Origin of the sequence: Borborobacter xinjiangensis (assembly GCF_047739745.1) — a bacterium.
Taxonomy (GTDB): Bacteria; Pseudomonadota; Alphaproteobacteria; order Rhizobiales; family Rhizobiaceae; genus Pseudaminobacter.
Genome location: NZ_JBLLVA010000007.1, coordinates 178,696 through 191,445 on the forward strand (window position 1 = coordinate 178,696; position 12,750 = coordinate 191,445).

Genomic DNA, 12,750 nt, shown 5'->3' on the forward strand with positions numbered 1-12,750 from the left:
ATCGTCAGGCGAAGTTTTTCGCGAAAGCGTCGATGTGTTCCTTGAGCTTGGCCCGCAGATCGTCGCTCAGCGCCTTCTCCTTGCGGATGCCTTCGAGCACGTCCTTGCCTTCCGAGCGCATATGGGTCAGCAGCCCCTGCTCGAACTTGCCGACCTGATCGATCGTCAGCTTGTCGAGATAGCCGTTGACGCCCGCGAAGATCACGGCGACCTGCTCTTCCGTCTTCAGCGGCGAGAATTGCGGCTGCTTCAGGAGTTCGGTCAGGCGCGCGCCGCGATTGAGCAGGCGTTGCGTGGCCGCATCGAGGTCGGAACCGAACTGCGCGAAGGCCGCCATCTCGCGGTACTGCGCAAGCTCGCCCTTGATCGAACCGGCGACCTGTTTCATCGCCTTGATCTGGGCGGACGAACCGACGCGCGACACCGACAGACCGACGTTCACCGCCGGGCGGATGCCCTGGAAGAACAGGTTGGTCTCGAGGAATATCTGGCCGTCGGTGATCGAGATCACGTTGGTCGGAATGTAGGCCGACACGTCGTTGGCCTGCGTCTCGATGACCGGCAGAGCCGTCAGCGAGCCATTGCCATTGTCGTCGTTCAGCTTGGCCGAACGCTCCAAAAGGCGCGAATGCAGGTAGAAGACGTCGCCCGGATAGGCTTCGCGGCCGGGCGGACGACGCAGAAGCAGCGACATCTGGCGATAGGCGACGGCCTGCTTCGACAGATCGTCATAGCCGATCAGGGCGTGCATGCCGTTGTCGCGGAAATACTCGCCCATGGCGCAGCCGGCGAACGGCGCCAGGAACTGCATCGGCGCCGGATCGGACGCGGTCGCCGCGATGATGATCGAATAGTCGAGCGCACCGCGCTCCTCCAGAACCTTCACGAACTGCGCGACGGTCGAGCGCTTCTGGCCAACCGCGACGTAGACGCAGAACAGCTTCTCTGAGTCCGGACCGCTGTCGTGGATCGACTTCTGGTTCAGGATGGTGTCGAGGATAATGGCGGTCTTGCCGGTCTGGCGGTCACCGATAACCAGTTCGCGCTGGCCGCGGCCAACCGGGATCAGCGCGTCGATGGCCTTGAGGCCGGTCGACATCGGCTCATGCACCGACTTGCGGGGGATGATGCCGGGAGCCTTGACGTCCACGCGGCGACGCTCGGCGGCAACGATCGGCCCCTTGCCGTCGATCGGGTTGCCCAAGGCGTCGACGACGCGGCCGAGGAGACCCTTGCCGACCGGAACGTCGACGATTGCGCCCGTACGCTTGACGGTGTCGCCTTCCTTGATGTCGCGGTCGCTGCCGAAGATGACGACGCCGACATTGTCGCTTTCCAGGTTCAGCGCCATGCCGCGAATGCCGCCGGGGAATTCGACCATCTCGCCGGCCTGGACATTGTCGAGGCCGTAGACGCGGGCGATGCCGTCACCGACGGACAGGACCTGCCCAACCTCGGAAACTTCGGCTTCCTTGCCGAAATTCTTGATCTGGTCTTTGAGAATTGCGGAAATTTCCGCGGCGCGGATGTCCATCAGCCGACCTCTTTCAGTGCAAGCTTGAGCGAATTGAGTTTGGTTTTAAGCGACGTGTCGATCTGGCGCGAACCCATCTTGACCACCAGCCCGCCAAGCAATGACGGATCGACGGTTACGGTGATGGACACATCCTTGCCGGCGACGCCCTTGAGGGCGGCCTTCAGTTCGGTTTGTTGCGCGGCCGTCAATGGATGCGCCGAAGCCACCTCGGCGGCGACTTCGCCGCGCTGCTCGGCCGCGATCTCGCGGAACGCCTTGATCATGCCGGGAACGGCAAAAAGCCGGCGGTTCTGAGCGACAACCCGCAGGAAATTTCCGACCAGACCGGTGATCCCGGCCTTGTCGGCAACCGCCGCAATGGCCTTGAACTGCTCGTCGGACGAGAAGACCGGGCTCTTGATCATGCGGGAAAGATCGTCGCTATCGGCAAGCAGTGCCTCAAAGCGTCCGAGATCTTTTTCCACCATCGCCACCGCATTGGCTTGAACGGCCAGTTCATACAATGAACCCGCGTAGCGTTCGGCAACAGCGGAGATTGGCGAGCTAGACTTTGCCACGGTCCGTCTTTTCTCTTGTCTGACAGGCCGGAAGATTGTTGGCGTGAGCCGGAGCCCTGACTAAATCTTTGGCCTTGCTGCATTTTTTTCGATCACGGAGAAACGGCAGTCGTATCCCCCGATCGAAAGTCGATTGCCGTCTAGCATACGCCTTTCAGAGTCGCAACACGTTGAAAGGCAGGCTTCAGCGCAGTTTGTCGCATCCCGCCCGCCAAAACCGCGCCAGACGACTTTCAGGATATGAGGCCAACCGCAAAGGCCAGCGGCAACGCCGCCAGAACCAGTTCCACGGCGAGCAAAACCCAATTGTAGAAAGTGTTGCCCCGGTCCGACAGCATCGAGACGACGCGCCCAAAGGCAGTGAACGCCCAGGAGAAGCCGAGCGCCATATAGAGGAGCGGCTGCGCCAGGAGAATGCAGCACAGGCCAAGGCCGAGGTAGAAGCCGGCCATGCGTGCCCGCGCCTCGGCTATCGCCTCGGGATGGCCCTCCACCGTCTGCAGCCGCAGCACGCGAAAGGAAAGCCTCGGCCCGAACAGCAGCAAAAGACCTAACAGCACCGTCACCGCCGCGGAACACCACGCCAGCCATTCGCCCTGCGTGAACGGCCTGGGAAATGCGAACTCCATGTCACCCCTCCAAACGGATTTTCGTGCTGAAATCGCGTTATTCTAGCGCGGGATGCCTGCCGCGCCATAGGCACGGACGGCAGCCTCACAAAAAACTCTGCGGGTCGATATCGACCTGCACGCGTACAGAGCCGCGCACTTTCGGTCCGTTCGCCAGAAGCGTCCGCAGATAGGATTGCATATCGCAGCGCCGCTCGCCCTGCACCAGGAGCCGAAACCGATGCCGCCCGGCAACCAGCGCCAGCGGCGCTTCGGCTGGGCCGAGCACGTGGATGTCCCTGGCAACCGGGGCGGCGCGCCTCAGCCCGCGCGCGTGGCTTTCCGCTTCGGCCCGGGTGGCGGCGCTGACGATGATGCCGGCAAGTCTTCCGAATGGCGGCAGGACGGCCTTTTCCCGCTCGAGGATTTCACGTTCGTAGAATGCCTCCGCATCGCCCGAAACGATTGCCCGCATCACCGGATGCTCGGGCTGGAAGGTCTGCAAGAGCCCAAGGCTCTTCTTGCCGGTGCGCCCTGCCCGCCCGGTGACTTGCGACAAAAGCTGGAAGGTGCGTTCGGCGGCGCGCGGATCGCCATTGGCGAGCCCGAGGTCGGCGTCGACGACGCCGACCAGCGTCATGTTCGGAAAATTGTGCCCCTTCGCCACCAGTTGCGTGCCGATGACGATGTCAGCCTCGCCGTTCGCGATCGCCGCCAATTCCAGCCGCAGCCGCTTGACCCCGCCCAGAATGTCGGACGAGAGCACGATTGTGCGCGCGTCGGGGAAATGCCCGACCACTTCCTCGGCGATGCGTTCGACGCCGGGGCCGCAGGCGGCCAGGTGATCGAGCGTCCCGCATTCCGGGCAGGCTTCCGGCCGCTTTTCGTTGTGCCCGCAATGATGGCAGACGAGTTGCCCGCGAAAGCGGTGTTCGACCAGCCAGGCCGAGCAGGAAGGGCACTGGAAACGGTGGCCGCAGACGCGGCAGAGGGTCAAGGGCGCATAGCCGCGCCGGTTGAGGAACAGCAGTGACTGCTCGTTTCGCTCCAACGTGTCGCGCATATGCGAAAGAAGCACCGGCGACAGGAAACCGCCCCTGGCTGGCGGCGCGCGGCGCATGTCGACCGGCCGGATCGTCGGCAGCGCGGCCTCGGCAAAACGCGCGTGAAGCACCGTGCGCGCATAACGCCCCTGCTCGGCATTGACCCGGCTTTCCACCGAAGGCGTCGCCGAGGCCAGCACCACCGGAAAGCCGCCGATATGGCCACGCACCACGGCCATGTCGCGGGCATTGTAGAAAACGCGGTCCTCCTGCTTGTAGGCAGGATCATGCTCCTCGTCGACGACGATCAGCCCGAGCTTTTGAAACGGCAGGAAAAGTGCCGAGCGCGCACCCGCGACCACCCGCACTCCCCCTTCCGCCACCTGCCGCCAGACCCGCTCGCGCTTGCGGGGTGCGAGATCGGAATGCCATTCGGCCGGCTTTGCTCCGAACCTGTCCTGGAAGCGCTCCAAAAAGGCCTGGGTCAGCGCGATTTCCGGAAGCAGGATCAGCACTTGCCGGCCCTCGTCAAGCGCTGCCGAGACTGCTTCGAAATAAACCTCGGTCTTGCCGGAGCCGGTAACGCCGTCGAGCAGCGTGACGGCGAATTTTCCGGCGGCCGCGCTACGGCGCAACATGGCGGCGGCGGCCTGCTGCTCAGGGGTGAGTTCAGCCGCCGCGTAGCCCGTGTCAGGGGCGGCCACGACCGGCTGCGGCGGAATCATCACTGTCTCGAACGCGCCTTGCGCCTTCAACCCGTCGATGACCGTCGAGGAAACGCCCGCCGCATGAGCGAGGCCCGAGCGCGTCCAGGCAAGGCCATCATTCGCCAGTTCCAGCACGCGCGTTCGGGCGGTCGTCATCCGGTCCGGCTCGATCGCTACCCGGCGCAAGCCCTCCGTCCACGGTTCGGGATCAAAGGCTTCTGGCGCGCGCAGGATCATCCGCGCCACCATGCCGGGCGGCGACAGCGTATAGGCGGCAATCCAGTCGACGAAACGGCGCATTTCCGCGCCGATCGGCGGGCAATCGAAGACATGGCTGATCGGCCGCAGCCGCTTGGGGTCCAGCGCCTCGACCTCTCCATCCCACACGATGCCCGCAACCTCGCGCGGCCCGAGCGGCACGCGCACGATCGAACCCGGCACCACATGCATGCCTTCAGGCACCGCATAGGAATAGGCGCGCTCGGCCGGCATCGGCACCAGCACCGGCACGGCCTTGGTTTCGGACGAATCGTCTGTCATGCCGCGTGACCTTGCCCGGACTTTGGTTTAGATCAAAGCCCGAACAACGACGCGCCGCGACGGCGCGAAAATCGCCAAGGAGATATTCATGAAATTCTTCGTCGATACGGCCGACGTCAAGGAAATCCGCGAGCTCAACGAGCTCGGCCTGCTCGACGGCGTCACCACCAATCCGTCGCTCATTCTCAAATCAGGGCGCAACATCGCCGAGGTGACCAAGGAAATCTGCGACATCGTCGCCGGTCCGGTCTCCGCGGAAGTGACCGCCACGGAGTATTCCGAGATGATGAAGGAAGCGAAGGTGCTGGCGGCAATCGCCGACAATATCTGCATCAAGGTTCCGCTGACCTTCGACGGGCTCAAGGCCTGCAAGGCGCTGACCGCCGCGGGGCGCCAGGTCAACGTAACGCTCTGCTTCTCGGCCAACCAGGCGTTGCTTGCCGCCAAGGCTGGCGCCACCTTCATCTCGCCCTTCATCGGCCGTATCGACGACATCGGCCTCGACGGCATGGAGCTGATCTCGGAAATCCGCACAATCTACGACAATTACGACTTCAAGACGGAAATCCTTGCCGCCTCGATCCGCACGGTGAACCACGTCAAGCAGGCCGCATTGATCAGCGCCGACGTCGCCACCGTACCGCCCGCAACGCTGAAGGCGCTGGTCAAGCACCCGCTGACCGACAAGGGTTTGGAAGCTTTCCTGGCCGACTGGGCCAAGACCGGCCAGAAGATCGGCTGACAACCTTGGCGGCCGGTGGGCCGGCCGCACCCAGGGTCGGATTGCATCTTATCCAGGCTGACCGCCGGCGAGCCGCGCCAGATCCTGCGCGATTGCCAGCCGCAGCAGTTCGGCAAGCTGCCTTGCCGCGCGATTTTCGGCATCTCGCTCGGCGCGAAACTCGGCGAAGCCTTGGCGTGGTACGTCGTAGGACGAGGAAATGTCCCGCACGCCCCTGGCAAGCACATCGCCGGTCTTCGCATCGGTGATCACGTAGTTCGAAGTCAGCGTCATGGTTCGGGCCGTCGGCTCGTCTTCGGTGACGCGCTGGACGCTCGCCGTCGATACCGCCTGCTGCGTCATGCCGAGATCGACCATGTAAAGTGGATTGGCTGGCTGCCCGGCCCCGCCGTTCAGCCCGAAGATCAGGTGGTTGCGCACCTCTTGCGCGTAGCGCGTGCTCACCGGCTTGATGGCGATGGAATGCAGTCCGGTCGTGGCCCCCGCCTGCGCGCCCGCCACGGCCGGACCGTCGGAATAGAGCGGCCGTACGGTGCAGGCCGCGAGCATCGACAAGGCGAGCGCAAGCGCGGCAATGCCGCACGGATGGAGTTTCCGGGAGCCTCGCGGCCGTTCAGGCAACGACATTGACGATCCTCTGCGGCACGACGATTACCTTGCGCGGCGACTTCCCCTCGAGCGCCTTCTGGACGAAGTCGAGTGCCAGAACCGCCTGTTGGACGGCAACTTGATCCGCGTCGCGGGCAATTGTCAAATCCCCGCGCTTCTTGCCGTTGATCTGGACCGGATAGGTGAACTGGTCGTCGACGACAAGCGCCGGGTCGAACACCGGCCATGGCTGCTCGGAAACGAAGCCTTCGCCGCCAAGGACCTGCCAGCATTCCTCGGCCAGATGCGGCATCATCGGCGCGATCAGATGCACCAATATGTCGATACCTTCGCGCGTTGCCGCCTTGAGCGCCGGATCGGCCTTGCCTTCCGAGATCTGCGTCAGCGGGGCGGTCAGCGCATTGGCAAGCTCGTAGACGCGGGCGACGCCGCGGTTGAATGCCAGCTTCTCGATATCCTCGCCGACCGCCCTCAGCACCTTGTGCGCGGCCTTCGATACGACGCCCGCCTGGCCTTCGCTCGCGGAAGCGGGTGCAATTCCGCCAAGCGTATCGGCCGCCGTCGTCACCAAACGCCAGACGCGTTGCACGAAACGGTGCGCGCCGGCGGCGCCCTCGTCGGTCCACTCGACGTCGCGTTCGGGCGGCGAATCCGACAGCATGAACCAGCGCGCCGTATCGGCACCGTAACCATCGGTGATCTCTTCGGGGCTTACCGTGTTCTTCTTCGACTTCGACATTTTTTCGAGCGGGCCGATCTCCGCCGGCTTGCCGGTGACGATCTCGATGGCGCGGCGTTCATCGCCGTCCTGCTCCAGCCGCACCTCGGTCGGCGCCAGCCAGCGGCCGTCCTCGGAACGGTAGGTCTCGTGCACCACCATGCCCTGGGTGAACAGGCCCTCGAACGGCTCGGCCAGATCGACATGGCTGGTATCGCGCATGGCGCGGGTGAAGAAGCGCGAATAGAGCAGATGCAGGATCGCATGCTCGATGCCGCCGATATACTGGTCGACCGGCAACCATTCATTCGCCGCCTTGCGGTCGGTCGGCTCGTTCTCCCACGGCGCGGTGAAGCGGGCGAAATACCAGGACGAATCGACGAAAGTGTCCATCGTGTCGGTTTCGCGGCGCGCATCCTTGCCGCATTTCGGGCAGGCGACATGCCGCCAGGTCGGATGACGGTCGAGCGGGTTGCCGGGCTTGTCGAAGTCGATGTCGTCCGGCAGCTTCACCGGCAGGTCGGCCTTCGGCACCGGCACGACCCCGCAATCTTCGCAGTGGATCATCGGGATCGGGCAACCCCAGTAGCGCTGGCGCGAGATGCCCCAATCACGCAGGCGGAAATTGACCTTGCGCTCGCCCATCGGCCGGTTGCCGATCGTCCGGCGTTCGAGCCGGGCGGCAACCTCGGCGAAAGCCGCCTGCGGCGTCATGCCGTCGAGGAAGCGCGAATTGATCATCACGCCGTCATCGACATAGGCTTCCTCCAGAATCTGGAAGGTTGCCGGGTTCTCGCCTTCCGGCATCACCACCGGCACCACCGGCAGGCCGTATTTGTTGGCGAAGTCGAGGTCGCGCTGGTCACCGGACGGGCAGCCGAAAATCGCCCCGGTGCCGTATTCCATCAGCACGAAATTGGCGACGTAGACGGGCAGCGTCCAGTTCTCGTCGAAGGGATGGACGACCCGGATGCCGGTGTCCATACCCTTCTTCTCGGCGGTTTCGAGTGCTGCAACCGAAGTGCCCATGTGGCGCACATCCTCGATGAAGGCGGCCAGCTCGGGATTGTTGGCGGCCGCCTTCTTTGCCAAAGGATGATCGGCGGCAATCGCCATGAAGGACGCGCCGAAAATCGTGTCCGGCCGCGTCGTATAGACTTCGAGCTCGCTTTCGCCATCGGGCGCGGTGCCCTCGGCGAGCGCCCAGCGGATGGTCAGGCCTTCCGAACGGCCGATCCAGTTCTGCTGCATGAGGCGGACTTTTTCGGGCCAGCCGTCGAGACCGTCAAGCGAATCGAGCAGATCCTGCGCATAGTCGGTGATCTTGAAGAACCACTGCGTCAATTCACGCTGCTCGACCAGTGCGCCCGAGCGCCAGCCGCGGCCGTCGATCACCTGCTCGTTGGCAAGCACCGTCATGTCCTCCGGGTCCCAGTTGACCTTGGAGGATTTGCGCGTCACTAGCCCCTTCGCTACGAAGTCAAGGAAAAGCATCTGCTGGCGATGGTAGTAGTCGACGTCGCAGGTGGCGAATTCACGGCTCCAGTCGATAGACAGCCCCATGACCTTGAGCTGGGCGCGCATGGTGGCGATGTTCTGATAGGTCCATTCCTTGGGATGCACCTTGTTCTGCATGGCCGCGTTCTCGGCCGGCATGCCGAAGGCGTCCCACCCCATCGGGTGAAGCACGTTGAAACCCTTCGCGCGCTTGTAGCGTGCCACCACGTCGCCCATCGTGTAGTTGCGCGTATGGCCGATATGGATGCGGCCGGATGGGTAGGGAAACATCTCCAGCACGTAGTATTTCGGACGTGGATCGTCGTTCTTCGTCTCGAAGAGCTTCCGGTCCTCCCAGGCCTTCTGCCATTTGGGTTCGATCGCGCGGGGATTGTATCGTTCGGTTGCCATCGGGTGTTTTTCACTTACAAAGCATGCGTCAGGCTGCGCGCCGCAGTCTGGCATTCAGAGATCTTGGTCCGGGTGTTCAACACGGATTGCCGGACCCGTCAACTCCGGCGAAATCCGCCGGCGACGAAAAGCAGCAGGATATAGTGATGACAACCACGGTCGAACGGCTTGAAACGGTGAGAAGCAGGATAGCGGCGGCGACGCGCGAAGCAAAGCGCGAACCCGGCTCAGTGACCCTGATTGCCGTGTCCAAGACCTTCGATGCCGAGGGCATCCGGCCGGCGATCGATGCCGGTCAGCGGGTGTTCGGCGAAAACCGCGTGCAGGAGGCGCAAGCCAAATGGCCGGCGTTGAAAGCCGAATTTCCCGACCTGCAATTGCGGCTGATCGGCCCGCTGCAATCCAACAAGGCGCGGGAGGCTGTAGCGCTCTTCGATGTCATCGAGACCGTCGACCGCGACAAGATCGCGGCCGAGCTTGCCAAGGAAATGCAGAAGCAGGGCGTGAAGCGCAAGCTCTACGTCCAGGTCAACACCGGCTCCGAACCGCAGAAAGCGGGGATCGGGCCGCGCGATGCGGCGGCCTTCGTCCTGCGTTGCCGGCAGGTGCACGGCCTTGCGATCGAAGGGCTGATGTGCATTCCGCCTGCCAATGAGAACCCCGGCCCGCATTTCGCGCTTCTGGAAAAACTGGCGCGCGAAGCCGACGTCGACCATCTGTCGATGGGCATGTCGGGCGACTACGAGATCGCGATCGGCTTCGGCGCCACCTCGGTGCGCGTCGGCTCGGCGATCTTCGGAGCCAGATGAAGCAGCCGCTCCGCAAAAGAAAAAGGCCGGTCGATGCCGGCCTTTTCCATTTCTTAGGCTTGGAAGCTTATTCGACGGCGACGATCTTTCCGTCTTCCCACTTGAACAGTGAGAAGCTCGGCGAGGAAAGATCGCCGTTTTCGCCATAGGTCAGCTTGCCGATGGCGGTCGCCACGGGCTCGCCGGATTTCAGCGCGGTCCCGACCGCGGCCGCATCCTCCGCACTGCCGGCTTTTTCGATACCGGCCTTGAGCACTTCGACCGCCGCATATGCATTGAGCGTGAAGGCTTCCGGCGGAATGCCCTTTTCCTTCAGCACCTTGACGGCCTCGGCCGAATCCGGGTTCTTCAGCGCGTCGGTCGCGTTGGTGAAGATCGTTCCGGCCGCCGCTTCATTGCCGATTGCCCAATATTCGGTGTTGGAAAGCCCTTCGCCGCCGATGATGGTGGCATTGACCGAAATATCGCGAAGCTGACGGGCGAGCAGCCCGCCTTCCGGGTGGTAGCCGCCGAAATAGATCACATCCACATTCTCGGACTTGATGCGGGTGGTGAGCGCCGACAGGTCCTTCTCGCCCGGCGTCAACGAGCTGTAGAACACCTCGTTCAGCCCGCCGGCATTGATCGCTGCCTTGAACGCATCGGCGAGGCCCTTGCCGTAAGTGCCCTTGTCGTGAACGACCGCCACCCGCTTGTCCTTCATGTGCTCGAGCACATAGGCGGCGGCGACTTCCGCCTGCTGGTCGTCGCGGCCGCAGGTCCTGAGCACATTGGTCAGGCCGCGGGCCGTCAGCTCCGGCGCAGTCGCCGTCGGCGTCACCATCAGCACGCCGTTTTCGGCAAACACGTCAGATGCGGGGATGGCGACGCCGGACGTCACCGGGCCAACGACGAAGCGTACGCCATCGCCGACAAGATTGTTGGCGGCCGACACGCCCTGCTTGGGATCGCCGGCATCGTCGGCAAGCTTCAGCTCGACCTTCTCGCCAAGTATGCCGCCGTTCTTGTTGATCACATCGACGGCGGCTTCGGCGCCGTTCTTCACCTGATCGCCATAGGCCGCGACCGGCCCCGTAAGCGGCGCAACGACGCCGATGACGATATCGGCCTGGGCAGCCGATGCAAAAGCCAGGGAAGCGGCAAACGCGACGCCGGCCAACAATTTCGTCTTCATCATGATTCTCCTGAAGCTCGAGCGTGCCTTCGGATTCACCAAAGGCCTGGCCGCGCATATCCATTCCCTTCCGTTTTGGCAATCAGCCAGACGGAAGAGCGGATAGACTAGGGCATCGGATCGCAAAGCGAAATCCGGTATTCGTCAAAGCGTCAGACCAGCGTTGTCGTCCGGATGGACGCACGCGATCTAATGCAGCACGAATTCGCCGTTTACATTGCGCCATTCATTGGGCGCGATCAACTTGCGGTGCGTGTAGCTCACCGAATGAAGCGGCCCGTCGAGCTTTGTCTTCCAGAACTCGATGAAGCCGAACAAGCATGGAAATTTCGGCGCGAGATCGTAGTCCTGCCAGATAAAGGTTTGCAGCAGATGTGGATGGTCCGGCATGTGGTAAAGAAGCTTTGCCGTGGTCAGGCCGTAGCCTTTGAGCATAAGTTCCAGTTCCGAAGTCTCGCGCATGGCCGTTCTCCCGCCTTTCGCCGCTCCTCCACACTGATAAGATAATGATGCGGCTCGATGGTCAACAGAGTCCTAATGATGTCGCACGCGGGAGCGTACGCCGAGGGGCGCATCGGCCTTGGCATCCGCGTCGTATGTCTAATATTGTCGGTGCGACGGATGAGGATTCCGCCACTCCGGCACGACACGCCGAGGAATGTGAGGAACTGAGATGGTTGATGAAGTTGTTCATCCTGTGCAGGCGGGATGGAAAGAGGCGGCGCTGATCGACAACGCGACCTATGAGAAGTGGTATGCGGAGAGTGTTGCCGACCCGGACGGGTTCTGGGGCAAGCACGGCCAGCGGCTCGACTGGTTCACGCCCTACAGCAGGGTCAAGAACGCCTCGTTTGCCGGCGCGGTGTCGATCAAGTGGTTCGAGGATGGCGAGCTCAACGTTTCATACAACTGCATCGACCGCCACCTGAAGACGCGCGGCGACCAGGTGGCGATCATCTGGGAGGGCGACGATCCGGCCGACGACAGGAAGATCACCTATCGCGAGCTTTACGAACAGGTCTGCCGCTTCGCCAATGTCTTGAAGCAGCGCGAGGTCAAGAAGGGCGACCGGGTCACCATCTACATGCCGATGATCCCGGAGGCGGCCTATGCGATGCTGGCCTGCACCCGCATCGGCGCCATCCATTCGGTGGTGTTCGGCGGCTTCTCGCCGGAGGCGCTGGCCGGGCGCATCGTCGACTGCCAGTCGAGCGTGGTGATCACCGCCGACGAGGGCCTGCGCGGCGGCAAGCCGATCCCGCTCAAGACCAACACCGACAAGGCGATCGCCATCGCCGCCGGCCACGGCGTGACGGTCAGGACGGTGGTGGTGGTGCGCCGCACCGGCGGCAGCATCGCCTGGGTGGAAGGCCGCGACGTCTGGCACCACGAGGCGGCGGCCGCTGTGGCGGCCGACTGCCCGCCGGAGAAGATGCAGGCGGAGGACCCACTGTTCATCCTCTACACCTCCGGCTCGACCGGCAAGCCGAAGGGCGTGCTGCACACCACCGGCGGCTATCTGGTGTTCGTGTCGATGACCCACCAGTACATCTTCGACTACCATGACGGCGACATCTACTGGTGCACCGCCGATGTCGGCTGGGTCACCGGCCACTCCTACATCCTCTACGGACCGCTGGCCAACGGCGCCACCACCTTGATGTTCGAGGGGGTGCCGAATTATCCGAGCCCGTCGCGCTTCTGGGAAGTGGTCGACAAGCACCAGGTCAACATCTTCTACACCGCGCCGACGGCGATCCGGGCGCTGATGGGGGCGGGCGATGCCCATGTGAAGAAG

Annotated in this window: 11 protein-coding genes; 3 read left to right on the forward strand and 8 right to left on the reverse strand. The window is 63.3% G+C overall.

Annotated features, from left to right (window positions below):
- Positions 1-4 precede the first annotated feature (4 nt).
- From atpA to ACLKMW_RS10790, 4 genes are all read right to left on the reverse strand, one after another.
- A complete protein-coding gene (atpA, locus tag ACLKMW_RS10775) occupies positions 5-1,534 on the reverse strand; it encodes a F0F1 ATP synthase subunit alpha (RefSeq protein WP_415724458.1) in 1,530 nt (509 codons plus the stop codon).
- Positions 1,534-2,094 carry a F0F1 ATP synthase subunit delta gene (locus ACLKMW_RS10780; protein WP_415724459.1) on the reverse strand — a complete coding sequence of 187 codons (561 nt, stop codon included), beginning with the start codon at positions 2,092-2,094 and terminating at the stop codon, positions 1,534-1,536. Before ACLKMW_RS10780 ends, atpA begins: the two co-directional genes overlap by 1 nt.
- A 233-nt stretch (positions 2,095-2,327) precedes the next feature.
- Positions 2,328-2,723, reverse strand: coding sequence for an AGROH133_08824 family phage infection protein (locus tag ACLKMW_RS10785; protein ID WP_415724460.1), 396 nt, complete (start codon positions 2,721-2,723; stop codon positions 2,328-2,330).
- Between the two features lie 85 nt (positions 2,724-2,808).
- On the reverse strand, positions 2,809-4,992 hold the full coding sequence (locus tag ACLKMW_RS10790; RefSeq protein ID WP_415724461.1) for a primosomal protein N': 2,184 nt from the start codon (positions 4,990-4,992) through the stop codon (positions 2,809-2,811).
- A gap of 88 nt (positions 4,993-5,080) precedes the next feature.
- Here ACLKMW_RS10790 and fsa point away from each other — a divergent pair, with 88 nt between their 5' ends.
- A complete protein-coding gene (fsa, locus tag ACLKMW_RS10795; RefSeq protein WP_415724462.1) occupies positions 5,081-5,734 on the forward strand; it encodes a fructose-6-phosphate aldolase in 654 nt (217 codons plus the stop codon).
- Between the two features lie 48 nt (positions 5,735-5,782).
- Here the strand turns inward: fsa and lptE are convergent, their stop codons facing one another.
- Entirely contained in the window at positions 5,783-6,361 is a 579-nt protein-coding gene (gene lptE, locus ACLKMW_RS10800; RefSeq protein ID WP_415724463.1) for an LPS assembly lipoprotein LptE, read from the reverse strand.
- On the reverse strand, positions 6,348-8,969 hold the full coding sequence (gene leuS / locus ACLKMW_RS10805) for a leucine--tRNA ligase (protein ID WP_415724464.1): 2,622 nt from the start codon (positions 8,967-8,969) through the stop codon (positions 6,348-6,350). Before leuS ends, lptE begins: the two co-directional genes overlap by 14 nt.
- 146 nt (positions 8,970-9,115) lie before the next feature.
- On the opposite strand from leuS, the gene ACLKMW_RS10810 reads away from it, so the two are divergent.
- The gene (locus tag ACLKMW_RS10810) at positions 9,116-9,778 is read left to right on the forward strand and encodes a YggS family pyridoxal phosphate-dependent enzyme (RefSeq protein WP_415724465.1); all 663 of its coding nucleotides are present in this window, start codon (positions 9,116-9,118) and stop codon (positions 9,776-9,778) included.
- A gap of 67 nt (positions 9,779-9,845) precedes the next feature.
- Here ACLKMW_RS10810 and ACLKMW_RS10815 read toward each other — a convergent pair whose 3' ends face one another.
- Both ACLKMW_RS10815 and ACLKMW_RS10820 read right to left on the reverse strand, forming a co-directional pair.
- Positions 9,846-10,952 (reverse strand): branched-chain amino acid ABC transporter substrate-binding protein, encoded by a 1,107-nt coding sequence (locus ACLKMW_RS10815; protein WP_415724474.1) that lies wholly within the window; start codon positions 10,950-10,952, stop codon positions 9,846-9,848.
- Between the two features lie 189 nt (positions 10,953-11,141).
- On the reverse strand, positions 11,142-11,414 hold the full coding sequence (locus tag ACLKMW_RS10820; protein WP_415724466.1) for an usg protein: 273 nt from the start codon (positions 11,412-11,414) through the stop codon (positions 11,142-11,144).
- Between the two features lie 211 nt (positions 11,415-11,625).
- Between ACLKMW_RS10820 and ACLKMW_RS10825 the strand changes: the two genes are divergently transcribed.
- The coding region (locus tag ACLKMW_RS10825; protein WP_415724467.1) for an AMP-binding protein at positions 11,626-12,750 on the forward strand (1,125 nt) is incomplete at its 3' end.